General features: G+C 30.5%; 27 protein-coding genes and 1 pseudogene. 16 read left to right on the forward strand and 12 right to left on the reverse strand.

Annotation, left to right across the window (positions count from 1 at the left end; all coding sequences use genetic code 11):
* Window position 1 precedes the first annotated feature (1 nt).
* The 11 genes and pseudogenes from PG912_RS04790 (at window position 2) to PG912_RS04840 (ending at window position 8,931) form a co-directional block, all read left to right on the forward strand.
* Window positions 2-376 carry a hypothetical protein gene (locus PG912_RS04790; protein ID WP_275688683.1) on the forward strand — a complete coding sequence of 125 codons (375 nt, stop codon included), beginning with the start codon at window positions 2-4 and terminating at the stop codon, window positions 374-376.
* A complete protein-coding gene (locus PG912_RS04795; protein ID WP_275688684.1) occupies window positions 360-1,784 on the forward strand; it encodes an FAD-dependent oxidoreductase in 1,425 nt (474 codons plus the stop codon). Before PG912_RS04790 ends, PG912_RS04795 begins: the two co-directional genes overlap by 17 nt.
* Before the next feature lie 52 nt (window positions 1,785-1,836).
* Window positions 1,837-2,358 (forward strand): DUF1697 domain-containing protein, encoded by a 522-nt coding sequence (locus PG912_RS04800; RefSeq protein ID WP_275688685.1) that lies wholly within the window; start codon window positions 1,837-1,839, stop codon window positions 2,356-2,358.
* Window positions 2,359-2,435: 77 nt separating this feature from the next.
* Window positions 2,436-2,837 (forward strand): RidA family protein, encoded by a 402-nt coding sequence (locus PG912_RS04805; RefSeq protein ID WP_275688686.1) that lies wholly within the window; start codon window positions 2,436-2,438, stop codon window positions 2,835-2,837.
* Window positions 2,838-3,230, forward strand: a complete 393-nt coding sequence (locus tag PG912_RS04810) for a cupin domain-containing protein (protein ID WP_275688687.1) — start codon at window positions 2,838-2,840, stop codon at window positions 3,228-3,230.
* 17 nt (window positions 3,231-3,247) lie between these two features.
* Window positions 3,248-4,687 (forward strand): aldehyde dehydrogenase, encoded by a 1,440-nt coding sequence (locus tag PG912_RS04815; RefSeq protein WP_275688688.1) that lies wholly within the window; start codon window positions 3,248-3,250, stop codon window positions 4,685-4,687.
* 97 nt (window positions 4,688-4,784) lie between these two features.
* On the forward strand, window positions 4,785-5,003 hold the full coding sequence (locus tag PG912_RS04820) for a DUF6500 family protein (RefSeq protein WP_275688689.1): 219 nt from the start codon (window positions 4,785-4,787) through the stop codon (window positions 5,001-5,003).
* A 76-nt stretch (window positions 5,004-5,079) separates the two neighbouring features.
* Window positions 5,080-5,849 (forward strand): annotated as a pseudogene (locus PG912_RS04825) (SDR family oxidoreductase).
* Window positions 5,850-6,215: 366 nt separating this feature from the next.
* Window positions 6,216-6,743 (forward strand): 3-hydroxyanthranilate 3,4-dioxygenase, encoded by a 528-nt coding sequence (locus tag PG912_RS04830; RefSeq protein ID WP_275688690.1) that lies wholly within the window; start codon window positions 6,216-6,218, stop codon window positions 6,741-6,743.
* Complete coding sequence (locus PG912_RS04835) at window positions 6,744-7,826, forward strand: amidohydrolase family protein (protein WP_275688691.1); 1,083 nt, start codon at window positions 6,744-6,746, stop codon at window positions 7,824-7,826.
* 4 nt (window positions 7,827-7,830) lie between these two features.
* On the forward strand, window positions 7,831-8,931 hold the full coding sequence (locus PG912_RS04840) for a hypothetical protein (protein WP_275688692.1): 1,101 nt from the start codon (window positions 7,831-7,833) through the stop codon (window positions 8,929-8,931).
* Here the strand turns inward: PG912_RS04840 and PG912_RS04845 are convergent, their stop codons facing one another.
* From PG912_RS04845 to PG912_RS04860, 4 genes are read right to left on the reverse strand one after another with little or no spacing between them, the layout of a single operon-like run.
* A complete protein-coding gene (locus PG912_RS04845; RefSeq protein WP_275688693.1) occupies window positions 8,932-10,329 on the reverse strand; it encodes a TolC family protein in 1,398 nt (465 codons plus the stop codon).
* Window positions 10,329-11,684 carry an HlyD family secretion protein gene (locus PG912_RS04850; RefSeq protein WP_275688694.1) on the reverse strand — a complete coding sequence of 452 codons (1,356 nt, stop codon included), beginning with the start codon at window positions 11,682-11,684 and terminating at the stop codon, window positions 10,329-10,331. Before PG912_RS04850 ends, PG912_RS04845 begins: the two co-directional genes overlap by 1 nt.
* Before the next feature lie 10 nt (window positions 11,685-11,694).
* A complete protein-coding gene (locus PG912_RS04855; RefSeq protein ID WP_275688695.1) occupies window positions 11,695-13,359 on the reverse strand; it encodes a peptidase domain-containing ABC transporter in 1,665 nt (554 codons plus the stop codon).
* Entirely contained in the window at window positions 13,349-14,029 is a 681-nt protein-coding gene (locus tag PG912_RS04860) for a TetR/AcrR family transcriptional regulator (RefSeq protein ID WP_275688696.1), read from the reverse strand. The genes PG912_RS04855 and PG912_RS04860 overlap by 11 nt, the downstream gene beginning before the upstream one ends.
* A 191-nt stretch (window positions 14,030-14,220) precedes the next feature.
* Between PG912_RS04860 and PG912_RS04865 the strand changes: the two genes are divergently transcribed.
* Together PG912_RS04865 and PG912_RS04870 are read left to right on the forward strand one after the other, a co-directional pair.
* On the forward strand, window positions 14,221-15,768 hold the full coding sequence (locus tag PG912_RS04865; RefSeq protein WP_275688697.1) for a peptide MFS transporter: 1,548 nt from the start codon (window positions 14,221-14,223) through the stop codon (window positions 15,766-15,768).
* A gap of 109 nt (window positions 15,769-15,877) precedes the next feature.
* Complete coding sequence (locus PG912_RS04870) at window positions 15,878-16,678, forward strand: class I SAM-dependent methyltransferase (protein WP_275688698.1); 801 nt, start codon at window positions 15,878-15,880, stop codon at window positions 16,676-16,678.
* A 41-nt stretch (window positions 16,679-16,719) separates the two neighbouring features.
* Here PG912_RS04870 and PG912_RS04875 read toward each other — a convergent pair whose 3' ends face one another.
* Genes PG912_RS04875 through rsfS form a run of 6 tightly spaced genes read right to left on the reverse strand, consistent with a single transcriptional unit; the run spans window position 16,720 to window position 21,357 of the window.
* A complete protein-coding gene (locus tag PG912_RS04875) occupies window positions 16,720-17,349 on the reverse strand; it encodes a YceI family protein (RefSeq protein WP_275688699.1) in 630 nt (209 codons plus the stop codon).
* 5 nt (window positions 17,350-17,354) lie between these two features.
* Window positions 17,355-17,612, reverse strand: a complete 258-nt coding sequence (locus PG912_RS04880; protein ID WP_275688700.1) for an acyl-CoA-binding protein — start codon at window positions 17,610-17,612, stop codon at window positions 17,355-17,357.
* 22 nt (window positions 17,613-17,634) lie between these two features.
* Window positions 17,635-18,429: a phosphatidate cytidylyltransferase gene (locus PG912_RS04885; RefSeq protein WP_275688701.1), complete on the reverse strand. Its 795-nt coding sequence runs from the start codon at window positions 18,427-18,429 to the stop codon at window positions 17,635-17,637.
* A 3-nt stretch (window positions 18,430-18,432) separates the two neighbouring features.
* Window positions 18,433-19,023, reverse strand: coding sequence for an LUD domain-containing protein (locus tag PG912_RS04890; RefSeq protein WP_275688702.1), 591 nt, complete (start codon window positions 19,021-19,023; stop codon window positions 18,433-18,435).
* Between the two features lie 11 nt (window positions 19,024-19,034).
* Window positions 19,035-20,963: an ATP-dependent zinc metalloprotease FtsH gene (ftsH, locus tag PG912_RS04895; protein ID WP_260585116.1), complete on the reverse strand. Its 1,929-nt coding sequence runs from the start codon at window positions 20,961-20,963 to the stop codon at window positions 19,035-19,037.
* 25 nt (window positions 20,964-20,988) lie between these two features.
* Entirely contained in the window at window positions 20,989-21,357 is a 369-nt protein-coding gene (gene rsfS / locus PG912_RS04900) for a ribosome silencing factor (protein ID WP_260585117.1), read from the reverse strand.
* 85 nt (window positions 21,358-21,442) lie between these two features.
* Here rsfS and PG912_RS04905 point away from each other — a divergent pair, with 85 nt between their 5' ends.
* Window positions 21,443-22,174, forward strand: a complete 732-nt coding sequence (locus tag PG912_RS04905; protein ID WP_275688703.1) for a biotin--[acetyl-CoA-carboxylase] ligase — start codon at window positions 21,443-21,445, stop codon at window positions 22,172-22,174.
* Window position 22,175: 1 nt separating this feature from the next.
* On the opposite strand, the gene PG912_RS04910 is transcribed toward PG912_RS04905, so the two are convergent.
* Both PG912_RS04910 and pyrE read right to left on the reverse strand, forming a co-directional pair.
* Window positions 22,176-22,565, reverse strand: coding sequence for an SRPBCC family protein (locus PG912_RS04910; protein WP_275688704.1), 390 nt, complete (start codon window positions 22,563-22,565; stop codon window positions 22,176-22,178).
* Window positions 22,566-22,571: 6 nt separating this feature from the next.
* Window positions 22,572-23,222, reverse strand: coding sequence for an orotate phosphoribosyltransferase (pyrE, locus tag PG912_RS04915; protein WP_275688705.1), 651 nt, complete (start codon window positions 23,220-23,222; stop codon window positions 22,572-22,574).
* Between the two features lie 7 nt (window positions 23,223-23,229).
* Between pyrE and PG912_RS04920 the strand changes: the two genes are divergently transcribed.
* Together PG912_RS04920 and dnaK are read left to right on the forward strand one after the other, a co-directional pair.
* The gene (locus tag PG912_RS04920; RefSeq protein WP_275688706.1) at window positions 23,230-23,853 is read left to right on the forward strand and encodes an NUDIX hydrolase; all 624 of its coding nucleotides are present in this window, start codon (window positions 23,230-23,232) and stop codon (window positions 23,851-23,853) included.
* A gap of 113 nt (window positions 23,854-23,966) precedes the next feature.
* Window positions 23,967-25,856: a molecular chaperone DnaK gene (gene dnaK, locus PG912_RS04925; protein WP_260585123.1), complete on the forward strand. Its 1,890-nt coding sequence runs from the start codon at window positions 23,967-23,969 to the stop codon at window positions 25,854-25,856.
* Window positions 25,857-25,877 lie beyond the last annotated feature (21 nt).

Below are 25,877 nucleotides of genomic sequence, written 5' to 3' on the forward strand. Positions count from 1 at the left end.
AGTGAGTGTTTTCAATAAAATTACTAAAGATGAAAATGTTTTAGTTAAGGTTAAAGTAAAAAGCGATATTGGTTTTTGGCAATATCAACTATTTGGAATCCTTAGTTTATTCATGGAGAAAAGGAATGATTATTTCATAATTTCGGATAAACGAATTCTATTATCAATCAAAGAAAAAATAAAAGTAAATGTTATTTTTAATGATTTTTCTAAAATAAAAATTAATACAAAAACAGACTTATTAAGTTTTCTAAATGAAAATAATGAAATGCAACAAATTTCATTATCAAGTATAAAATTAGAATATGAAGATTATCAATATTTAAAAAGTAAGTTGAATCATTCTGAAAAAGTAATTAATGAACAAACAAGATAATATATTAATTATAGGAGCAGGTTTGTGCGGAAGTTTATTGGCTTTACGATTGGCGCAAAGAGGTTTTAAAGTAACTATTTACGAAAGTCGTCCAGATTTACGAACTACAGATATTTCTGCAGGAAGATCTATTAATTTAGCATTGTCTGATCGTGGATTTAAAGCTTTGCGTTTATGCGGAGTAGAAGAAAAAGCACGTGAAATTTGTATTCCGATGTACGGACGTTTAATGCATGATAAAGAAAGCAATACGTTTGCGTCAAATTATTCGGGAAGAGAAAATGAATACATCAATTCAATTTCTCGTGGCGATTTAAACGGGATTTTACTAACTGAAGCCGAAAAGCACGAAAATGTAACCATTCATTTTAATAAAAAATGTACTTCGGTGGATATTGAAAATACCGTTGCTCATTTTAAAGATTATAAAACTAAAGAAGATTTCTCTATTAATGCAGATGTAATTTTCGGAACAGATGGAGCTGGTTCGTCACTTAGAAAAAGTTATTATTTAGAGAAGAAGTTTTTGTTTAGCTATTCGCAAAACTATTTATCTCATGGATATAAAGAATTAGAAATTCCGGCAGATAAAGTTGGAAATCATCAAATAAGTAAAGATCATTTACACATTTGGCCACGAGGAGAATATATGTTAATTGCCTTACCAAATATGGATGGAAGTTTTACGGTAACACTCTTTTTAAGTTATGATGAAGGTGAATATAATTTCGAAAATTTAACATCCGAAGAAAAAATTTCCACATTTTTTGAAGAGCAATTTCCCGATGCTTTAAAATTAATTCCGAGTATAAAAGACGAGTTTTTTAACAATCCGACTGGTTCGTTAGGAACCGTAAAATGTTCACCTTGGAGCTATCAAAATAAAACCATTTTAATGGGTGATGCTGCGCATGCAATTGTACCGTTTTACGGACAAGGAATGAATGCTTCGTTTGAAGATGTAACTATTTTTGACGAGGTTTTAAATAGTTTCGAGAGCAGTCGAGAAACAGCTAGCTGGGAAACAATTTTTAAAAGGTACGAAAAAGCAAGAAAAGAAGACACCGATGCCATTGCTGATTTAGCGATCGATAACTTTTATGAGATGAAAGATCATGTGGCAAATCCATTATTCAAGCAAAAAAGAAAAATAGAAATGGATTTGGAGAAGAATTTTCCAACCGAGTATTTTTCTAAATATTCTATGGTAACTTTTAACGAAAATATCCCTTATAAAGAAGCCATGAAAAAAGGACGCGCACAAGACAAAGCTTTGTTGAATTTAATTGCTGATAAAGATATTTCAACTTCATTAAATATGACAAAAGATGAATTAAAAATTGTTTTAGAAAAAGTGCGAGAAGAAACCAATGAGATTTTAAATGACGATAAAATTGCTGGTTTGTAATGTGTAAAATACCTCACAGGTTTTCAAAATCTGTGAAGTCTCAAAAATAAATATGAAAACATATATCGTTTTACTTCGGGGAATTAATGTGTCAGGAAAAAATAAACTTCCGATGGCTGAGCTATGTGAATTATTAAATGATTTAGGTTTTAAAAATGTTGAAACCTATATTCAGAGTGGTAATATTATTTTAAGTTCAGATGAAACAAAAGTTGAGGTTTGTAAAAAAGTAAATAAAGGAATTGCTGATAAGTTTGGTTATGATATTCCTGTGTTAGTAAGAACACCACAAGAATGGAAAGCGGTAATAGATAAATATCCCTTTTCAATAGAGAATGAAAAAATAGTTGCTTTTACTTTTTTAGATAAAACAACAAGTGAAACAGAAATTGAAATAAAAGGAATTAAAGAAGATAAATATAAAATAGCTGGTGATGTAGTTTATTTAAACTGTCTGTCAGGTTTCGGAAAAACAAAATTGACGAATAATACGATTGAGAAAAAACTCAATGTTATAGCAACTACCAGAAATTTAAGGACAACACTTAAACTGTTGGAATTAGTAAGAGAATAGCGTCATTCTGAATTTATTTCAGAATCACATCATGAGAAGCTGAAACAAGTTCAGCTTGACGAGTAAAATATAAAAAAATGGAAAAAAAAGTAACACCAAGAGGCGCGTATCCACATGTAAAAGTTGTGGGTGATTTTATTTTTGTGTCAGGAACAAGTTCAAGGCGTTCAGACAATACAATTGCAGGAGTTGAGTTGGTTGATGAAATGAATACTAAAAAGTTAGATGCAGAAATTCAAACACGAGAAGTTTTAAAAAATATCGATAAAACATTACAAACCGTTGGTGCAAGTATTAAAGATGTGGTTGATGTAACCTCATTTTTGGTAAATATGAACGATTTTGCTGGCTATAACAAAGCGTATGCTGAGTTTTTTGAAAAAGAAACCGATTCCACAAGAACCACTGTTGCAGTGCATCAATTACCACATCCTGATTTAGTTGTGGAGATTAAAGTAATGGCGTATAAAGAGCAATAGATGTGTATATTAAAAAGAAGTATCAATATAAAAAAGATAATTTTTTGTTTCTTTATTATTGGTTTATCATCGTGTAAGTCTAAAACGAAACTGCCAGACCCTTTAGAAGCTGGTTGGAATGGAGAAAAGGTTTGTGAAGTACTAAAAGACAATGCTGAATTAAGAGTGTTAAAATGTACTTTTCCACCTGGAGTCGGCCATGAAAAACATTATCATAACAACCATTTTGGTTATACGCTTGCTGGAAGTAGATTTAAAATTAAAGATGCTAAAGGAACTAGAGAAGTTAATGTGCCAACAGGATTTAGTTTCTCCAAAGATGAGAGATCATCACACGAAGTTTTAAATATTGGTGATGAAACAGCCATCTTTTTAATTATTGAATATAAATAGATTAATAAAAAAATAAAGTGAATATACAAAACTACATAAACGGTAAACTCATTTCTCCTGTTGCTGATAGATGGATTGATAATTACAATCCATCAAATGGAGAAGTATATTCTCAAATTCCGAATTCAACCAAAGAAGATGTTGAGTTGGCTTATAAAGCAGCAGCAGATGCTTTTCCCGCTTGGTCAAACACTACTTTAGAAGAAAGAAGTGAAATTCTGATTAAAATATCAAACTTGTTAGAAGTAAATTTAGAGCGTTTTGCATTGGCAGAATCTAAAGATAACGGAAAACCGTTAAGTTTGGCTAAACAAATTGATATTCCGAGAGCAGCAAGTAATTTTCGTTTTTTTGGAAACGCGATTACACAGTTTGCTTCAGAAGCACATGAAAGTGTAGGGTTGAATGCCGTAAATTTTACGTTACGTCAGCCAATTGGTGTGGTAGGTTGTATTTCTCCTTGGAATTTACCTTTGTATTTATTCACATGGAAAATTGCTCCAGCTATTGCTGCAGGAAACTGTGTAGTTGCTAAACCGAGTGAAGTGACTCCAATGACTGCTTATTTATTAGGAGAAATTTGTAATGAAGCTGGCCTCCCAAAAGGTGTTTTAAATATTGTTCACGGATTGGGAACTACTACAGGGCAAGCAATTGTTGAACATCCAAATATTAAAGCAATTTCTTTTACAGGTGGAACAACCACAGGAGCGCATATTGCACGAGTGGCGGCGCCAATGTTTAAAAAGTTATCGTTAGAGTTAGGTGGTAAAAACCCGAATATTATTTTTGCAGATTGCGATTACGATAAAATGTTAGCAACCACAGTTCGTTCATCATTTGCTAATCAAGGGCAGATTTGTTTATGCGGAAGTAGAATTTTTGTAGAAGAAAGTATTTACGAGCAATTCAAAAAAGATTTCGTTCAAAAAGTATCAGAATTAAAAGTAGGAAACCCAGCAAATAATGATACAAATATCGGGGCTTTAGTATCAAAACCACATTTAGAAAAAGTAAAAAGTTATATAGATATTTCGGAACAAGAAGGCGGTAAGATTCTTTTTGGAGGTGAAACTGTGACTGTTACCGAAAGTGAAAACGGATATTATTTACAACCTACAATAATTGAAGTAACGGATAATAAATGTCGATTGAATCAAGAAGAGATTTTTGATCCCGTAGTTACCATTATGTCATTTAAAACGGATAACGAAGCATTGCATTTAGCAAACGATGTTAAATACGGTTTATCTGCAACACTTTGGACAAATAATTTAAATAGAACCATGCAATTTTCTAAACAATTACAAACCGGAATTGTTTGGGTAAATACATGGATGTTACGAGATTTAAGAACTCCTTTTGGAGGAGCAAAAGCAAGCGGCGTAGGGCGTGAAGGTGGTTTTGAAGCATTGCGCTTTTTTACAGAACCTAAAAATATTTGTATTAAATATTAAAGATACCAGTTTTGTATTTTAATACACAGTGATTACATAATGTCAATTCGAGTGATTTTGAGGAACCAAAAATTGTATCGAGAACTAAATAAAAATGATGAATAAAGAAATAAGACAAAAAATAATTGAAGTTTGTGATGAAAAAATCGCAAAAAAAGGAACCAATGTAGGGTTGTCTTTTTACGCATTTTTTAAAAACAAAAATGACAATCCAAAACTGTTAATGGGAGTCGCAAAATGGTGGATTGAAACTCATGAGTTAGACCACTTTGAAAAAGCAGTGAAAATTAAAGCAATGATTTTAGAAAATAAATAAGAACCAAGAGAAAAGAATCAAGAAAAAAGATGTAAAAGTCTTTTTTCTAACATCTTTTTTCTTTCATCTATAAAAAATGAATTTAAACATACAAAATAAAAACGCCTTAGTTTGCGGTAGCACACAAGGTATCGGAAAAGCATCAGCAATTGGTTTGGCTACAGAAGGTGTAAACGTAACATTAATTGCGCGTAACGAAGAAAAATTAAAAGCAGTTTTGGCTGAATTACCAAAAGGAAATCACAGTTATATCGTTGCCGATTTTTCAAATCCATCAGAATTAAAAGAAAAGATTGAAGCAAGTAATTTAAACTTTCATATTTTAATAAATAATACTGGTGCACCAGCTGGTGGCCAGTTTTTAATGCACAATTAGATGAGTTTGAACGCGCTTTTACACAACATTTAAAATGCAATCATGTATTGGTGCAAGCAGTGGTTCCGTTTATGAAAAAAGCAGGCTTTGGTCGAATTATCAATGTAATTTCTACTTCGGTAAAACAGCCTTTAGATGGTTTGGGAGTGTCGAATACGATTCGTGGTGCCGTAGCCAATTGGTCTAAAACACTGGCAAACGAGCTTGGGCAGTTTAATATTACCGTAAACAATGTATTGCCTGGAGCTACAGGAACAGAGCGTTTAAAAGAAATTATAAACAATAAAGCTGCCAAAACAGGATTGTCTGTTGATGAGGTTTCTAAAAATATGATGAACGCATCGCCAGCAAAACGTTTTGCAAAACCAGAAGAAATTGCCAACGCAGTGGTGTTTTTAGCAAGTGAAAAAGCAAGTTTTATTAACGGAATTAACGTTCCGGTTGATGGTGGAAGAACAAAGAGTTTGTAAATTTATTAGTAGCTATTTCCTGCTTTCACTACTCGCTTTTTTTGCTGTTAGTTCGAGTAAATTTGTTCATACTTTACAAATTTACTCGAACTAACAGCAAAAAAGAGCTCAAACAAACCGCTCAATCAGGGCTAAGCTTGTTTGCTGAGGTTTGTTATAAAAGTGAATTGGAGGATTGTTTATAAAGAGATAAAAAGTTTGTAATTTAAAAATAAAATTTGCGTTAGGGATTGCAGCGGCATCCTTTTTATGTTAATTCGAGTGTTTTATTTTGAAGTGATAACGAAAAAAATAAAATGTATCGAGAATACATAAAAAGATACAGCGAAAAGCCCGACCTTTAGGGAACGCCCAAATACTATATATATGAATTTAGTACAGCCTTTAAATTTTAAAAAATGGATTGATGAAAACCGTCATTTATTAAAACCACCCGTTGGTAATAAACAAGTTTGGGATAATGGCGAATATATTGTAATGGTTGTTGGTGAGCCTAATAACCGAAAAGATTATCATTATAACGAAACACCAGAGTTTTTTTACCAAGTAGAAGGTGATATGGTTTTAAAAATCATTGATGCTAACGGAAAAATGATTGATGTAGAAATTAATGAAGGCGATATTTATTTGTTGCCTGCTAAAGTACCGCATTCGCCACAACGTAAAGAAAATACGGTAGGTTTGGTAATTGAATATCCGCGAGCTAAAGAGATGATGGATGCCTTAGAATGGTATTGCGAAAATTGTGGAAATCAGTTATACAGAGAAGAATTTGCTTTGGATAATATAGAAACAGATATGCCAATTATTTTTGATAAATATTATTCTGATACTCAAAAATGTACTTGTAATAATTGCGGAACAGTAATGCAAGCACCAAATAAAATTAAATAAATGAAACGTAAATTACGCATAAACGGGCATTCACATTTATTACCATATCCAGAGCAAATTCCTAGTTTTATGAAGGAAAAAGAAATCTTTTGGGTAGATGATGAGCGAAAACATATGTTGCAAAAAGGATGGAAACGACCTGTTACAGATTCGAGTTTCTTTTTAGATGAAAAGTTACTTTGGATGGAAAAAAATAAGTTAGACCATGCCGTAGTTTTAAATCTTTCTCAGTTGTACGGAAACGGATTGCGTTTAGAAGAAATGAAAAAAGCATTGCGTTTTCAAAATGATTTTAACGCAAAGGTACAGCACGATCACCCAGGTAAATTTACTTGTGGTTTTGTGGTGCATCCTGGTTTTATTTACGGAGCATTATATGAAATAGAGCGTTGTGTAGAAGAATTAGGTTTAAAAGTATTGTGTTTGCCAACACATTTTATGGATTCGATTGGGCAGTGGCGTTGTGTTTTTGATAAAGAAAATGATCCAATTTTCGAATTGGCAAATAAATATAAACTAGCCATTGAAATTCATCCGTATGACGGAGATAAAATGATTAAGTTAGAAAATACCAATTGGCGTTTTCATTTAATTTGGATGTTGGCTCAATGTGGTGATGCGTATCATTTTTATACTTTAAACGGTATGCAAGAACGTTTTCCGAATATAAGAACTTGTTTTGCGCATGGTGGTCAGTTGGCGCAAATGAATTTAGGACGTCGTATTCAAGGATTTGACGGAAGACCCGATTTGTTTGAAGGAAAAACGCACCCAAGAAAAGCAGTAGGGCACCCGAATATCTTTTTTGACACTTTGGTTCATGATACAGATTCTTTAAAATTAATGATCGACCGACAAGGATCTAATCAAGTAATAATGGGATTAGATGATCCATATCCGTTAGGAGAAATGGAAAGCGACGCGCAATCTTCGTATCCAGGTAAATTGTTAGATTTAGCAATTGATAGAGATATTATTAATCAAAAGCAATATGACGAAATTTGGGAAGATAATACGTTACGTTGGTTGTTTGGAGATGATGAAAAAGCGAAACAAGATTTGATTTCGAAAATTTTAGGATAAAAGTATGTCTGAACTTAACCAATTTCATAATTTATTGCACATTTTTATTTCTTTTATAGGCGCAATTTTATTGTTAGCTATTTATTATAATATAAGAAAGCGATTTAAGCAGGTTTTGGAAGAGGGGAGTATATTAAAACGTGTAGATAAAGGTTTACTGTATTTAAGTTTTGGAATGTTAATTTGGGTAATTTCTGGTATTTGGGCATATACAGCGGGTTATTTTAAATTTATAGAAACAAGTATTTATCAAATAGGTGTAAATATTTTATCAACCATAAATAATTTATTTTGGTTACTGGCATTATATTATGTGTATGACGCGCCAAAATTTATTTATAGAAATGAAAAAAACGTAAAAGTTATTGGAGTTATTATACTTATAGTAGCTTCAATCACACTTATTTTGTCCTCGTTTATAGGAAATGAAATTTATTTCGGAATGAAAATAGCAGCAATTCCGGATGTGTTATTAACTACTTTTTTGTGTTATTTAATGGCAGTTTCGTTTTTTAGAACTTTTATGTATCGAGATTTAAAATTGGTAGCTATTATTTCGATCGTTTCAATTTTATTATTATTTCTATCGCAATTATATGATGTTTTTGTAAGTTTAGATAATGATTTTGTGAATCTGATGATTAGGATTATAGCAAAAACATCGTTGGTTTCGGTGTTTTTAGTTTTGGCAACAAGCTGGGTAATTCAATTAGCACATACGCCAAAGCCTAATGAGATTCGAATCAAATTTTTAGACTGGTCTTTAATACAATTAAGTATACCATCTAAAGGAATATATGAAGAAAGAATAGATTTTGGATCGAAAACAACACAGTATAAAAATTTATTAAACTTTGCATATAGAAGAAAATTTGCTGATGCTTGTAACCAATCTATTGTTGTAAATTTAGGCGGAGAAATAAAAAGTCAAACCTACTTAACAAGAATAGCGGATAATATAAATTCGATACTTCAATTAGAAGGAAACGATAAACTAGAGCGTAAAGATTTAATCACATTTATTGGTGAAAGTAAATATCGATTAAGAGTTTTACCAGCGCATATTTTTATTGATAAAGCTTTGCTAGAAGAATATAAAGAATAATTATAACGTATTTAGCTGCCCTAGTAACTGAATAAGTGCACTTTTTGTTTTGGCATATTCATAGTTGTTTTTTACTTCTTTTAAATTGCTTTCGATTAATTTTACTTCGCGGTAATTAATTAGAAAAAGAGAACTTTCTCCTAATGAAAATTTTCTTTCTTCGCTTTTAACAATTTTCTTGTAACCGTTAACTAAGTCTTCAAATATGTTCTTTTGCTTTTCGTACGAAACTATTTGTTGCCTTGTGACGTTGATTTTATTCTGTAATCTTATTTTTGTAGATGATATTTCAAAATTTAAATCTTGTAATTTAAGTTTTGCTAATTTTAATTCTCCGCGAGATTTTCTTAAAAATAAAGGAACACTAACTTGTAGTGAGTTTTTGTAGTTGGATACATTAAAAGCATCTAAATTATCCACTTTAGAGCTTAGTAAATTGTATTGAAAATCAATTTTAGGAAGTAAGTTATTTACTTTTAATTGTTTGTTGATTTCTAGGTTTCTTCTCTTTAATTCTAATAATTTTACTTTAGGATGATCATTTAAGTTATTCTGAACAATAGCATTTGCTGTCGATTTTAAAAGTACATCCATCTTGCTAAAAGTTGTAATATCAGGTATCATCTCATCTTTTAACTCCATCGGAATATTAGTATCAATCCATAAATAATTAGAAAACTCTAATTTTGATTTTATGTATTTGATATTGGCTTTTTCTAAATCTAACTTTCTGCTTTTTAAATTAATACTAGCTTCTAAAGTATCTACCGCAGCTTTATCACCAGCTTTAAAACTGGTAATTACGTTTTTTAGTCGAACCTGTGCATTGGTATAATAATCCTTATAAATGATATGTTGTTGGTAATACAAAGTCCAATTTAAATAAGCATCAATAGCATTAAATAAAATGGCATTTATAAGTAGCTGCTGTTCTAATTTACCTTGTTTGGTGTACAATTTAGCTTGTTTTAAGGTAGCCATTCTTTTATTAATAAATAAGTTTCTGGCTAACGGAATAGCGACTCCAACATTGTATAACCCATTTTTAGGGGTTTTAGATTGTGGATTTAAAAATTGACCTGAATTGTTTTCATAACTAGCTTTTAATTCAATTCCGTACCAGGTTGGTATTTTAAAGGTTGAGGTTAATTTTTTGTAGTAATCCGTATCCTTAAACTCTTTTTTGTCGTAGTCAATTGCTATTTTAGGATCAAAAGCGCCACGCGCTTTCATTAATTTAGCTTCGTTTGTGTTTGTAATAAGTTTAGCCTGTTTTAAAACAGGATGGTGTTTTTTTACATAACCTAAACTTTCCTCTAAAGAAAGCGTGTTGATTGGTTTATTTTGAGAAAAAGAAATAAAGCTGATAAATAGATATAGAAAAGATAATTTTTTCATTATTTCTTATTATTTGAACTGTTTTTAGTGTCTTCTGGTTGATAAAAATTAGGAGGAAAGCTGTTAATTTGTCTCCATAATTCATACCAAATTGGTACATTTTCTAATAGAGCTATTGTTTTTGCACCCGAACCAATTCTAATGGCTTTTGGCCAAGGTTCTAGTTCATTATTTGGAGCAATTAAAACTCGATATTTACCATTATTACTAATGAAATTTTCAATAGCAATTATTTTTGCTTCAAAAGTTCCGGTAGACATGTTAGGCCAACCACTAAAAACTAATGCAGGCCAACCATCAAACTGAACACGAACTTTTTCGTTAACATGTATCAGCGGTAAGTCAATCGGTTTTATATACATTTCTACAGCTAAATCGTATATAGCAGGCATAATATTAACTAATTGTTCGCCTTCTTTAAAAGTTTCTCCAATACCAGATTTTATAGCTTTATTAATATAACCATCTTGCGGAGCTGTAACATATAATAAAGAGTTTCTTTTGTTATAATTAGCAAGGTTTGTTTCTAATTTAGAAACTTGTATTGCAGTTTCATAGGCTTCAGATTCTGCAGAGTACAGGCTGCTTTCTGCCTTAGAAAGTTTATCGATATAAGAAGCACCAATACTAGAAATAGAGAGTCTCGTGTTAATAATATTATTTTTAGATGTTAATAATTTATTATTTTGAGAGATAACTTTTGCTGAATATTCCTGAAGCTTCGCTTTCTTTTCTTCTACCTCTTTAACAGCTTTTAAGCCTTCTTCTTGTAAAGTAAGTGTTCTGTCGTATTGAATTTTAGCAATGCCTTGTTTTATAACAATAGTTTCTAAATCTATACTATCGCTTTTAACCTTTAAATAAGCTTGTTGTAGTTTGTTTTTGGCTTGTTGTAATTTTAATTGACGTTCATCTTTTAAAGCATAAATTTGTCTTTTTAGTGCTGCAATTTTATTAGTATAAGATTTGCCAGAAAGATTTTTCGAGTTTAATTGATTCCCTGTTCTTTCTGCAAGTTTTATATCGAAATAATCACTTTTTATTTCAGATATTCTTAAAATAGTATCGCCTTTTTTTACAAAATCACCTTCCTGAATAAACCATTCTTCTATACGACCTGGTATTTGAGACTGTAATGTTTGTGGTCTTTGGTTAGGTTTTAAAGTAGTTACGTTACCAGAACTAGTTACGTTTTGTGTCCACGGTAAAAACATCGTAACAAGTAGTATAAGTAAAAATAAAAGAAGAAATTTTCGAAATAATTTATGATGTTCTTTTCTAAATACTTTTTTACCTGATTTAAAATTAGATAAATTTAGTTGATTAGAAACCGAATTATTAGAGATATTTAACATTGTATCTTATTTAATTATTAACAATAATTCCTTTTTTAAGGGTAATTAGCTTGTTGCATTTTTCTTTCCAATTATCATTACTGCTAACAATAATTAAGCTCCATGCTTGAGATGGTTTTGTTATAAAATCGATAATGTTTTTGGCTTCTTGTTTTTCTAATTGATCTAAAGGATCTTCTAATATTAAAAGTTGAGGCTTTTTAATAATAGCTCTTGCTAAAATTATTTTTTTAGAAATAGTATAGCCAATAAGTTTTCCTTCGGGTTTTAAATGGGTGTCTAAACCATTGGGCTGATGTTTTAAAAAATCTGTTAAACCAACGATATTAAATATCGAGTAAATTTCATCATCCGTAATTGAAAGGTCACCAAAAGTTACATTTTCTCTAATCGTTCCTTTAAAAGGAGTTTCTTCAGATAATGATAAGCCTAAATTAGCCCTGTAGTCATTAATTTGAATGCTTTCTAATGATAAATTATTCACAAATATATTTCCTGATGTAGGTTTTATAAGACCACAAATTAATTGTACTAAACTCGATTTTCCAGAGCCACTTTCACCTTGAATTAATATTCGGTCTTTTGGATTAACATTAAATGATATATCATTTAAAATAGCGAAATTTTTTTTATCAGCATTATATGAAAGATTCTGAATCTCAACTTTAAAAGGTGTTGTTTTACTAATCTTATTTCCTTCTTGGTTTTCAATTGGTTTATCTATTACTTGGCCTAACTTTTCAATAGAAGTAAGAACATCATAAAAAGATTCTAAGCCAAGAATAAGCTTTTCAACGGAAGCAATTACTAACAATATAATTATTTCTGCAGCAACAAACTGACCAATATTCATTTGTTGATTTAATACTAAAAAACCACCCATTAGCAATAAACCTGCAGTAATAATAACTTTAAAACTAATCATTTGAACATATTGAATGATTAATATTTTAAAATGACTTTCTCTCGAGTTTAAATAATCATTAACCAATACATCACTTCTTTCTAAGGCATGTTTTGTTTTTCCTGATAACTTAAAACTAATAATTGTTCTTGCTATTTCTTGTAACCAATGTGCTACTTTATACTTGTCTTTAGATTCATTTAAACTTGTTTCTAAACCTATTTTTGCGGTATATTTAAATACAATATAGATTAATAGCAATAATAGAAAACCAAATAATATAAAAAAACCGTGATAAAATGATAGCAAAAGTAGGGCAAAAATAATCTGTAAAAATGCTGAAGGAACATCAATTAAGATCTTTGAAATTCCTTTTTGAATTGTAAGTGTATCAAAAAAACGATTAGCCAATTCAGGTGGGTAATAATTTCTTAACTCGCTCATTTTAATTTTAGGAAATCGATAACTAAGTTCTATAGATGCTCTAGTGAAAATACGTTGCTGTATGGTTTCTATAATCCTAATTTGCATTAGTTTTAAAACGCCACTGAAAGCAACGCCTATTGTAACCAATATTACCAAAACAATCCATGAAGCAGAAACCTGTGCGCCTTGTAATAAATTTATAATGGCTTGTATTCCTAATGGAAGAGATAAAGCTACGATACCTTCAAAAACGGCATAGTATGATATTTGTAAAACATCTTTTCTCTCTAGTTTTAAAAGGCCTAAAAAACGTTGCCAAGGAGTTAATGGGGTATTATCTGTCATTCGAAAGAGTGTTTAATGTTAGATCAAGAAAAAATGAAGTAATAGAAATAGTATCATTACAATTAGTTAATGATTTAAAATGTTGCTTAACAAATTGTTGATGTAAAGCACCTTCAATAACAGTACTAGCCAGTGTTAAAGGATGCTGATAAGAGTTTTTATAATTAGTAACAATATCGGCCAAACGTTTTACTACTTCTTTATATAGTTTAAAGAAGCCTTCTTTATTTTCTAAATCTACTTCTTTTGTAGAATATGATTTAGAGTTTTCATTAATTACAATTAAATTTAGTAAAACCTCATTTATATGTGAAAAATTACTGTCTTGTTCTGTTGTTTTAGTAACTATATTTATAGCTCTAACTAATTTTTCTTTCGGATCATTTATGCTATATGTTTCTATTACTAATTGATATTGTATCCAACCCCAATACCATGAAGTTAAGTAAATTAAAAGCTTATGTTTACTTTCAAAATATCTATATATAGAGCTTTCATTAGAGCCAATTAATTTCCCCAACTTTTTAAAAGTAAAGTTTTCAAAACCAACCTCTTCTATTAACTTAATACTGTTCTCTACAATTCTTTTCCCTAAATCAGATGTTTCAGGGTCTTTGATATATATTCCACAAGGAATTTCAATTTTAATATTAGCTAATAAACTTTTCATAAAATAATATTTACATGTGCAAATATAATAGTAATACTATTATAAAAGAAAGTATATGTGTTATTTTATTTTAAAGTTGATATTATTGCCAATAACAAAAACTCACAAACACTTATTTTTTAGTACAATTAACTACAAAGCTTTTTAAACGGTTGGTGTAAAAATACATTTGTAAAAACATATTTATTTTTATGAAAACACACACATCTACATCCGATTTTATAGGACATCCTAAGGGATTGTTATATTTATTTTTTGCTGAACTATGGGAACGATTTTCGTTTTACGGTATGCGAGCACTACTTGTTTTGTACATGACAAAGCATTTATTGTATTCTGATGAAATGTCATTCGGAGTATATGCGGCATACATGTCACTCGTATATGTAACACCAATGATTGGAGGTATTCTTGCTGATAAAATATTAGGTTTTAGAAAAGCTATTTTATTAGGTGGTGTATTAATGGCGTTGGGTCATTTCTTACTAACCGTTGAGCATCCAATTTTTTTCTATGGATCATTAGCTTTAATTATTGTAGGAAACGGATTCTTTAAGCCAAATATTTCATCGTTTGTAGGTGATCTATATGAAAAAGGAGATGTACGTAGAGATGCAGGGTTTACTATTTTTTATATGGGAATAAATATTGGTGGGGCAGTAGCGCCGTTAGCTTGTGCTTGGTTTGCCGAAACTTATGGTTGGCATTATGGTTTTGTATTAGCAGGAATTGGTATGTTATTAGGATTGCTTGTATTTCAAAGAGGTCTTAAAAATAATACTTTTGAAGATAAAGGTTTGGTTACAAATAAGGAGTTGTATAATGAATCGATCTTCGGAATAAAAAAAGGGAATGCTATTATTATTGCCACATTTTTGTCGGTGCCAATTTTTGCATTAATTGTGCGATTCCATCAGTTTGAACATTACTTAGTTTGGATAGTTTCATTATTTTTAATCGCCTACATCACCCATATTTTAAAAAAAGTAAGTAAAACCGAAAAGCAGCGTTTATTAGTTGCTGTATATTTTACTGTTTTGTACACACTCTTTTCTGCAATCTTTGAGCAAGCAGGTAGTTCATTAACGCTCTTCGCAGATAGAAATGTGAATTTAATAGGAATGAGTGCAGCAGGTACCAATAGTATCAACTCTGGATTTATTATTTTATTAGCAGTTCCGTTTTCTATATTATGGACATTTTTGAGTAAAATAAATAAAAATCCTAATTCGGTAATTAAATTCGGACTTGGATTATTATTTCTTGGACTTGGTTTTGTTATTTTCGGAATGTCAGCAAATCAAGTAGATGCATTTGCAAAAACTCCGATGTTTTACTTAGTGATTGGTTATTTAGTATTAACAATAGGAGAACTATTTTTATCACCTATCGGTTTGTCAAAAATGACAGAATTATCGCCAATTAAATATGTTTCTTTTATTATGGGAGTATGGTTTTCTGCAAATTTTTATGGTCACTTCTTCGCAGGAAAAATAGCCAAATTAACTACAGTTTCAGAAGGTGATTTGGGAGTGTTTTCAGAGGGGCTTTTTGGAGAAATCACTCAGTTTATAACAGGATTATCAAGTAGTGTAGTTTTAGAAAAAGGAATTGTATTTCAGCAGTTGTACACGTATGTTTCTGTATATGCAAGTTTTGGAGTTATGGCTTCGATTGTAGGTGTTTTAGTAATTGTTTTTTCTTCATCTATAAAAATAATGATGAATAGTATTCACTAAATGTATTAATTTTATTTCTTATTGATTAACAATAAAGTCAAAATAAAGTCAAAATAAAGATGAAAAGTATGAGACAGAATAATTTCAATATTTTTAATATCTTAGTTCTATGGAAAATAAGGAGCAATATTTTGTGACAAATAAGGAAACTTGGAATAAGAAAGTTGCTGTGCATGCTAAAAGCGATATGTATGATTTAAAAGCATTCAAAAAAGGTAAGAATTCATTAATGAAATATGAATTAGATACTTTAGGAGATATTTCAGGAAAATCATTATTGCATTTACAATGTCACTTCGGACAAGACACATTGAGTTTGGCAAGAATGGGGGCAAAATGCACAGGAATTGATTTGTCAGATGAAGGAATAAAATTAGCAGAAGAATTAAATACAGAATTAAACTTAGATGCTAATTTTGTATGCTGTAATGTATATGATACAAATGAATATGTTTTAGAAACTTTTGATATTGTATTTACAAGCTACGGAGTTATTGGTTGGCTACCGGATTTAAAGCCTTGGGCAAAAGTGGTGGCTTCTAAATTAAAAAGTGGTGGAACGTTTTTTATAGCTGAATTTCATCCGATTGTATGGATGTTCGATTATCAGAATGATGATGTGAAAATGAGATACAAATACAATCAGAAAGAAGTGGTTTATGAAGAATATTCTGGTACATATGCAGATACTAATGATGAAATGATAACCAAAGAATATGGTTGGAATCACGGGTTAGGTGATGTAATTACTGCGTTAACTTCTGAAGGTTTACAGATAGATTTTTTAAAAGAATACGATGAATGTCCTTACAATGTATTACCAAATTTAGAAGAAACAGAAAACGGTATGTTTGTAACAAAAGATAAACTATATCCTTTAATTTTTACACTTAAAGCAACAAAGCCTTAGATAAAATCTAAGGCTTTGTTTTTATGCAAGTAAATTGAGTATTACTTAAAAGTAGAAGTAATGTTTATTGCAACATCATCCCACGTTTTAGAAACACCGTCAGCACCTTTATGTAAATCTTTACAAGCGTCATTTAAAGATATTAATGCTTTTTCTGCGCTAAAATCAGTAATTTTTAAGTTACCAGTTAAGTTGAAAACCTTTCCGTTTATAGTGTACTTAAATGGTAGTTTCTTCGTAACTCCATTCATAGTTATATCAGAATACCCAATAGAATCATTTTCTAAAACTAATTTACCAGAAAGTAATTTTGTGTTATCCATAAGACCAAAAAAGAATTTTTTAATCTTAAAATCTCTACTTGTATCTTTTGTAAAAACACTGCTCACTGGAATTGAAAATTCAGCATTATTAATAGCTTCTTTAACCGTATTTCCTTGTCCATTAGATGTAACGTTTACTTTTTGAAATTGTCCTTTTACAGGCAGCTTTTCAGTTGTTTTATAAGCTGTCCAATTTATAGCATTGTCTGCATCTTGTAAGATAAAAGCAGCTTTCTGTATTGCTTCAACTTTTTTATTTTCTGTTGTTTCTTTTTTTGCTTCTGACTTGCAAGAAACAAAACTTCCTATGGCTGTGAATACAAATAATGAATAAATGATTTTTTTCATGGTAATTATTTTATAATTGAGTTAACTAAATTGATGTATTCTTGTTTGGCTTCATTTTCACTCATACCTTGTAATTGAATCCAAGCATTAAATTTAAAAGCATTTCTCAAATCATGATTACTATTAAAAGTAAACTTATCTCCTTTTACTGCTTGTTTATAATAAGCATAGAATTTAAGCATAACATCAGGAGGTAACTTTTCTTTATAACTAGAAGCTTTTTTATAAGCTTTATTAAACTGTATATCTAAATCACTTATCATAAATAATAATCAAGTAGGGTAATTATATTAAATAGTGTACATACAAATATACGAAAGGAGCAAGGAAAAACAAACTATCAAGTCTGTCTAGTAAACCTCCATGACCTGGCATAATAGTACCACTGTCTTTTACATTTGCCTGTCTTTTAAATTTCGATTCAACTAAATCACCTAAAGAACCAAATACAGCAACAATAATAGCAATGATCATCCAGTTTAAGATTGAAAAATAATCAGAGTAATTACCAATTAAAAATCCAGCTAAAACAGCAAATAGTAATCCGCCAATAAAACCTTCAATCGTTTTTTTAGGAGACACAGATTCAAATAATTTATGCTTTCCAAAATTTTTCCCTACAAAAAAGGCAAAGCTGTCATTAATCCAAATCATTAAAATGATAAAAACAATAATGTTAGGATGATAGCTGTTTTCAATAAAAGGTAGTTTTATTAAAAAGTAAAAAGGTAATATCAAATAAATTACTTGTAAGAATAATTTTTGCCCTAAATTATCTGTTTTTATAGGTTTAGTACTAATTAATAAGTAGAGTAGTATAAGTAAGCCTGCTAATGAAAAACCTATTAAATTATTAGCAAATGATAAAGGTAACTCGATAACAGACAGGTATACAATTCCTGCTAAAATTAAATAAGGTGTAATATTTTTTAATTCCAGTATTCTTGAAAATTCAAAAACACATATACCTGCAAAAACTGCAATTAATCCGATATATGATTCTGCTGAAAAAAGAATGGCTGAAATAAAAAGGATAGCATAAACAAGTCCAGAAATACTTCTTGTTATAAGGTTGCGCATGGTTTATAAATCTTCAAAGAGCAGCAAATATAAGTTTTTTGTATTACTATTACCATAACTTAAAAAACTATCATCTTCTACTTCTAATTTGTAATTTGTGATTGCGCTAATATTGGTAGGAATGTTGCCACTAAAATGCGTTTTTATACCTGTTAAACCTTCTCCCATATTTTTGACTAACTGACTGGTAGTCGCATACACGATAAAATGCTCTGAATGAGAAGGCAGTTTGTTGCCTCCTAGTTGATTAGATGAAAATAAAATATTTCCATTATTCGCAATTAAATGCTCACAAGATGTAAAAAAAGGAATAGTTTCAGAAGAATGCTGCTGAATATTAAGGTCTACTTTTTTTGTTATTTTTAATAAATCAAAATCAGAACACGTTATTTTTTTCCAATTATTTTCTTGTAAAATATGTTTCAAATTGTTGGAAACTTCATCTATAGTGGTGCAGTATAAAAATTTACCACCTTTATTGATAAAATTATGAACAAAAGAATCATCTAAAGATAAGTTAACTTCCTGTTCGTTAATTAACTTTTCTTCAGATGATTTTTTATATGATTTATATAATTTTTTTATAAAATTCATTCAAATAAAAACTATTCTTCAGTTATTGGATTAGTTTTAGTTTCTTTTTTCTCAAATGGTCTTTCACCAAATACCTTTACTAAGTCATCTTTAAACATAACTTCTTTTTCAAGTAATAACTCAGCAAGTTGACTAAGTTTGTCTTTATGTTCGCTTAAAAGATCAATAGCTCTTTGGTACTGAACTTCAATCATTTTAGAAATTTCTTCATCAATAATTTTAGCAGTATCATCACTATATGGTTTTACAAAAGAATCGTTTCCTGATGAATCGTAATAAGTAACGTTACCTACTTTTTCATTTAATCCATAAACAGTAACCATAGCACGAGCTTGTTTTGTAACTTTTTCTAAATCACTTAAAGCACCTGTAGAAATTTTATTAAACATCAACTTTTCTGCAGCTCTACCACCCATGGTAGCACACATTTCATCAAGCATTTGTTCTGTTTGAATAATTTTTCTTTCTTCAGGAAGATACCAAGCTGCACCTAATGATTGACCACGCGGTACAATGGTAACTTTTACTAACGGAGCAGCATGTTCTAACATCCAGCTTACGGTAGCATGACCAGCTTCATGAAAAGCAATAACTTTCTTTTCTTTAGGCGTGATTACTTTATTTTTCTTTTCTAAACCACCAACAATTCTGTCAACAGCATCTAAGAAATCTTGATGTTCAATTGCTTCTTTGTTATTTCTAGCAGCGATTAAAGCAGCTTCGTTACATAAGTTTGCAATATCAGCACCAGAAAACCCTGGAGTTTGTTGTGCTAGCAATTCTAAATTAGCATTTTCGGCTAATTTTAAAGGTTTTATGTGTACCTCGAAAATTTCTCTACGCTCATGTAAATCAGGAAGATCAACATATATCTGACGGTCAAAACGACCCGCACGCATTAAAGCCTTATCTAATACATCTGCACGGTTTGTAGCGGCTAATACAATAACATTTGTATCAGTACCAAAACCATCCATTTCTGTTAAAAGTTGATTCAATGTATTCTCACGTTCATCATTACCACCTGTCATGCTATTTTTACCTCTTGCACGACCAATAGCATCAATTTCATCAATAAAAATAATAGAAGGAGATTTTTGCTGTGCTTGTTTAAATAAATCTCTTACACGAGAAGCACCAACACCAACAAACATTTCTACGAAATCAGATCCTGATAAAGAGAAAAAAGGAACACCTGCTTCACCTGCAACAGCCTTAGCTAATAATGTTTTACCTGTTCCTGGAGGTCCTACTAATAAGGCTCCTTTAGGTATTTTACCACCTAATTTGGTGTATTTTTCAGGTGTTTTTAAGAAGTCTACAATTTCTTGAATTTCTTCTTTTGCACCTTCTAAACCAGCAACATTTTTAAAAGTTGTTTTAACTTTGGTATTCTCATCAAATAATTTTGCTTTCGATTTACCGATGTTAAATATTTGACCACCGCCTCCGGCTCCAGATCCACCACCAGACATTCTTTTCATAAAGAAAAGCCAGATACCGATTAATAAGATAAAAGGTAAAAAACCAATGATAGTATCCATCATGCTGGTTTTACTGTCATTTCCTTTATCAAAATTAAGATTGTACGTTTCTTTGGCTTTTTGTAACTCTTTTTCAAAGTTTTGTAAATCACCAAAGTTATAGGTATACAATGGATCTCCTTTTCTGTAAAAAGGTGAATTACTTAACTTTTGATGCGCTTCTTTTTTTAAAGATTCGTCATTAATAAAGATTTCAGCAAAAGATTTATTGTAAATAAGTATTTTAGATACATCTCCTTTTTTAAGAATTTCATTAAACTCATTTTCAGATAATTTTTTCGAACCCAAGTCATTCGAGTTTAAAAAACTTAATCCTAAAAGAACAACTAATATCGGAATGTATATCCAAAATGAATTAAAAGTAAATTTTGGTGCATTTTTTTTCTTATCACTCATAAATATGTGTCTAAATTAATAGTAATTACGCTGGGTTAATTTCCGTGATTTTTGCATCACCCCAAAGACTTTCAATATCATAATAATCACGTATTTGTTTTTGAAAAACATGAACAACAACGTGTACATAATCCATTAAAACCCATTCAGAATTTCCTTGCCCTTCAATATGCCAAGGTTTATCTTTAAGTTCTTTACTTACCATTTTCTGTACCGAGCCAGAAATAGCGTTTACTTGTGTGTTTGAGTTTCCTGAGCAAATTATAAAATAATCGCAAACAGTGTTTTCTATTTCTCTTAAATCTAGTAGTTGGATGTTTTCTCCTTTTACCTCTTCAATCCCTTTTATAATCACAGCGATTAAATCGTCTGTGCTTGCTTGTTTTTTAGTCATCAAAAAAATTAATTTTTAGCAAAGTTATTCTTTTTTTGCGAGTATATTGCTTAATATTGATACTTGTTTTACTCGCAAAACTTATATGAAAATAATCAAACTTGATGCCATTGATTCTACCAATTCTTTTTTAAAGGATATGGCAGTAAAAGTAAATGTGGATGACTTTACTGTAGTGGTTACAAAAGAGCAAACATTGGGTAGAGGACAAATGAATTCGAATTGGAATGTGCAGGGAGGTAAGAGCTTGACTTTTAGTGTTTTTTGTAGGTTTGAAAATTTTAATGTAGTTGATTATAAATATTTAAATTTTTGTATTTCTTTAAGCGTTTATGATGCTGTTAAATATTTGAAACTACCTCGGTTAGCTATTAAATGGCCTAACGACATTATGTCAGAAAATAAAAAAATAGCAGGTGTTTTAATTGAAAATACTTTAAGTTTAACTAAAATTACTTCTACTGTTATCGGAATCGGACTTAATGTGAATCAGGATAGTTTTTCGGTTGATTTACCAAATGCGTCTTCAATAAAAATGATTTTAGGTGAAGAAATCGATTTAGATTTTTTATTAGATAAAGTTTTAGTCAGCTTGAAAGAGAACATTAAATTGTTACGAAAAAAAGAATACGCCGTTTTAGAAAAGCAATATTTAAGTGTTTTGTATAAAAAAAATGTTCCGAGTATGTTTAAAACAAACCAGAACATTTTATTTATGGGTAAAATCATAGGAGTATCCAAATCAGGAAATCTCCAAATCGAACTAGAAAACGAAACAGTAAAAGAATTTGGTATTAAAGAAGTTTCGTTTGCCTAATTTATATTTTAGCAATATTCTCAGTTAAAGTTTCAATAAATTTAGTTAATGGTTTTTTAACCATCATTGCCATCATCGCATTAAATTCACCATCAAACTTTAAAATAACTTCACTTTCGTTTTCAGAAACTTCACTAATATCTGATGATAAAGTAAAAGGTAATTTACTACTAGCAGCACCTAAAGTTATATTAGAATACTCAGTTTTTTCTTTCATTACCAATCTTATTTCTGGCATTCCTTTTAAACCAAAAATAAAACTATCACCATCTACTTCAAATTTTTGAGTATTTTCTGGCATTAATTGTTCGAAGTTCTCTAATTTGATTAAAAAATCAAATACTTCTTTAGTCGATTTTTTTACAATTACTTTGTTTCCTTCAATATTCATTATTTCTTATTTTTCGTTTTGTTTCCATCTGCTAGGTGCTACTCTCCAATCTTCTAACATTCTTAATTCTTCATTGGTAATGTATTTACTATCTAAAGCTTGTTCAAGTAAACATTCGTAGTTACTTAATGTTGTAAGTTCTACATTATCATTTTTAAAGTTTTCGGTAGCAATATCAAATCCGTAAGAAAAAATAGCAATCATACCTTTTACGGTTGCATTTGCTTCTTTTAAAGCTTTTACTGCATTTAAACTACTTTTACCAGTACTAATTAAGTCTTCAATAACAACTACGTTTTGTCCGCTTTCTAAATGTCCTTCTATCTGATTTTTTCGTCCGTGTTTTTTAGGTTCTGGACGAACATATATAAAAGGGACTCCTAATTCTTGAGCTACAAGCATACCAATAGCGATTGCTCCGGTAGCAACACCAGCAATTACATCTGGTTTACCATGTTTTTCTTCAACTAGTTTTGCAATTTTCTCTTTTAAGAAATTTCTAACTGGCGGATAAGATAATGTAACTCTATTGTCACAGTATATTGGTGATTTCCAGCCAGAAGCCCAATTAAAAGGTTCGTTAGGGTTTAATTTAATAGCTTTTATTTGCAGCAAAAGTTCAGCTGTTTTTTTTCCTGTATCTTTGTTAAAATCCATAACGCAAATGTATAAAGTTTTTGTTAATGATAAACCAATAATCTTTACAACTTCAGTAAAAAATGAAGAAGATTATATTGTTTTTACTTACAAAAATGTAATTATGGAAGAACTTATTTATAAGTTGAAACTGGGTAAGTTAAATGGAGTTTACTTATATACGCCTAATTTACTTGAAACATGGGAGGTGTTTAAGGAGAGTTTTAATGTGAAAATTGCAGCTGGCGGACTGGTTTTAAATGATAAAAAAGAGATGCTATTTATTTATAGAGCTAGTAAATGGGATTTACCAAAAGGACGGGCAGAAAAAGGAGAAAAGATAGAAGAAACAGCTATTAGAGAAGTTGAAGAAGAATGCGGTATAACAAATCTTAAAATTGATAAAAAGCTAATAGAAACCTATCATTTTTTTATTCAAAATGGAAAATACAGATTAAAAGAAACGCATTGGTATTTAATGTACTCTTCTTATAAAGGTAAATTAACGCCTCAACTTGAAGAAGGAATTACTAAAGTAATGTTTAAAGATACCGAAGCAACAGAAATAGCTTTAAGAAAAACGTTTTCTAATATCATTTTAGTCTATAAACATTATAAAAATCAATTAAAAAATGACACTCTGTCATTGTAGTTTCATAACGGCACTTTTTTTTCTGCCAAAACAAATATAAAAACCAGTTGGCACACACTTTGACTAACACTACTTGTAAAATTGAATTAAAAATTTAAGATAAATAGTTAGTTATGAGTAAAATTATAGGAATTGATTTAGGAACCACAAATTCATGTGTTTCTGTAATGGAAGGGAATGAACCAGTTGTTATTCCTAACGCAGAAGGAAAAAGAACAACACCATCTATCGTAGCATTCGTAGAAGGAGGAGAGCGTAAAGTTGGTGATCCAGCAAAGCGTCAAGCAGTTACTAACCCAACAAAAACAGTTTATTCTATTAAACGTTTTATGGGTAATAAGTTTTCTGATTCTTCAAAAGAAGCAGGAAGAGTACCTTATAGTGTTGTAAAAGGAGATAATGATACACCTCGTGTAGATATTGATGGTCGTTTATATACGCCACAAGAAATTTCTGCAATGGTATTACAGAAAATGAAGAAAACAGCTGAAGACTATTTAGGTCAAGATGTTTCTGAAGCTGTAATTACTGTACCAGCATATTTTAACGATGCACAACGTCAGGCTACAAAAGAAGCTGGTGAAATTGCAGGTTTAAAAGTTCGTAGAATTATTAACGAACCAACTGCAGCTGCTTTAGCTTATGGTTTAGATAAATCTCACGATGATAAAAAAATAGTTGTTTTTGATTTTGGTGGTGGAACACATGATGTTTCTATCTTAGAATTAGGAGACGGTGTATTTGAAGTATTAGCTACTGATGGTGATACACACTTAGGAGGAGATGATGTTGATGAAAGAATCATTAACTGGTTAGCAGAAGAATTTATTGCTGACGAAGCAATGGATTTACGTAAAGATCCAATGTCTTTACAGCGTTTAAAAGAAGCTGCTGAAAAAGCGAAGATTGAATTATCTAGCACAACTTCATCAGAAATTAACTTACCATATATTACAGCTACTGCTTCAGGACCAAAGCACTTAGTTAGAACATTAACAAGAGCTAAATTTGAGGCTTTAATTGATGATTTAATCAAAAGAACTATTGAGCCTTGTGCAACTGCTTTAAAAAATGCTGATTTATCTATCGATGAAATCGATGAAATCGTATTAGTAGGTGGATCAACTCGTATTCCTGCAATTCAGGAAGCTGTTGAAAATTTCTTTAAAAAATCACCAAGTAAAGGAGTAAATCCTGATGAAGTAGTTTCTTTAGGAGCTGCAATTCAAGGTGGAGTTTTATCTGGAGATGTAAAAGACGTATTATTATTAGATGTTACGCCTTTATCTTTAGGAATCGAAACAATGGGTAACGTATTCACAAAGTTAATCGATGCGAATACTACTATTCCAACAAAAAAATCTCAAGTATTCTCTACAGCTGTAGACAATCAACCATCTGTAGATATTCACGTTTTACAAGGTGAAAGAGCAATGGCAGCAGATAATAACACAATTGGTCGTTTCCAATTAACGGATATTCCACCAGCACAAAGAGGAGTTCCTCAAATTGAAGTAACTTTTGATATTGATGCAAACGGAATCATTAAAGTATCTGCATCTGATAAAGCTACAGGGAAAACTCAAGATATTAAGATTGAGGCTTCTTCAGGATTATCAGAAGAAGAAATTGAAAAAATGAAAGCTGATGCAGAAGCAAATGCTGATGCTGATGCAAAAGCAAAAGAAACTGCTGAAAAAATAAATGAAGCAGATTCAATGATTTTTCAAACAGAAAAGCAATTAAAAGAATTTGGTGAAAAATTATCTGACGATAAGAAAGCGCCAATTGAAGCTGCCTTAGTTGAATTAAAAGCTGCTCATGAGTCTGCAGATTTAGCACAGATTGATACTGCAATGACTACAATTAATGAAGCATGGAAAGCTGCTTCTGAAGAAATGTATGCAGATCAAGGTGCTGCAGGAGCTCAACAAGCTCAACCAGAAGCAAACAATGCTCAGGAAGATAATGTTGAAGATGTAGACTTCGAAGAAGTAAAATAATAATACATTACATGTACTAAA

The organism is Tenacibaculum retecalamus (assembly GCF_027941755.1).
Lineage (GTDB): Bacteria > Bacteroidota > Bacteroidia > Flavobacteriales > Flavobacteriaceae > Polaribacter > Polaribacter haliotis_B.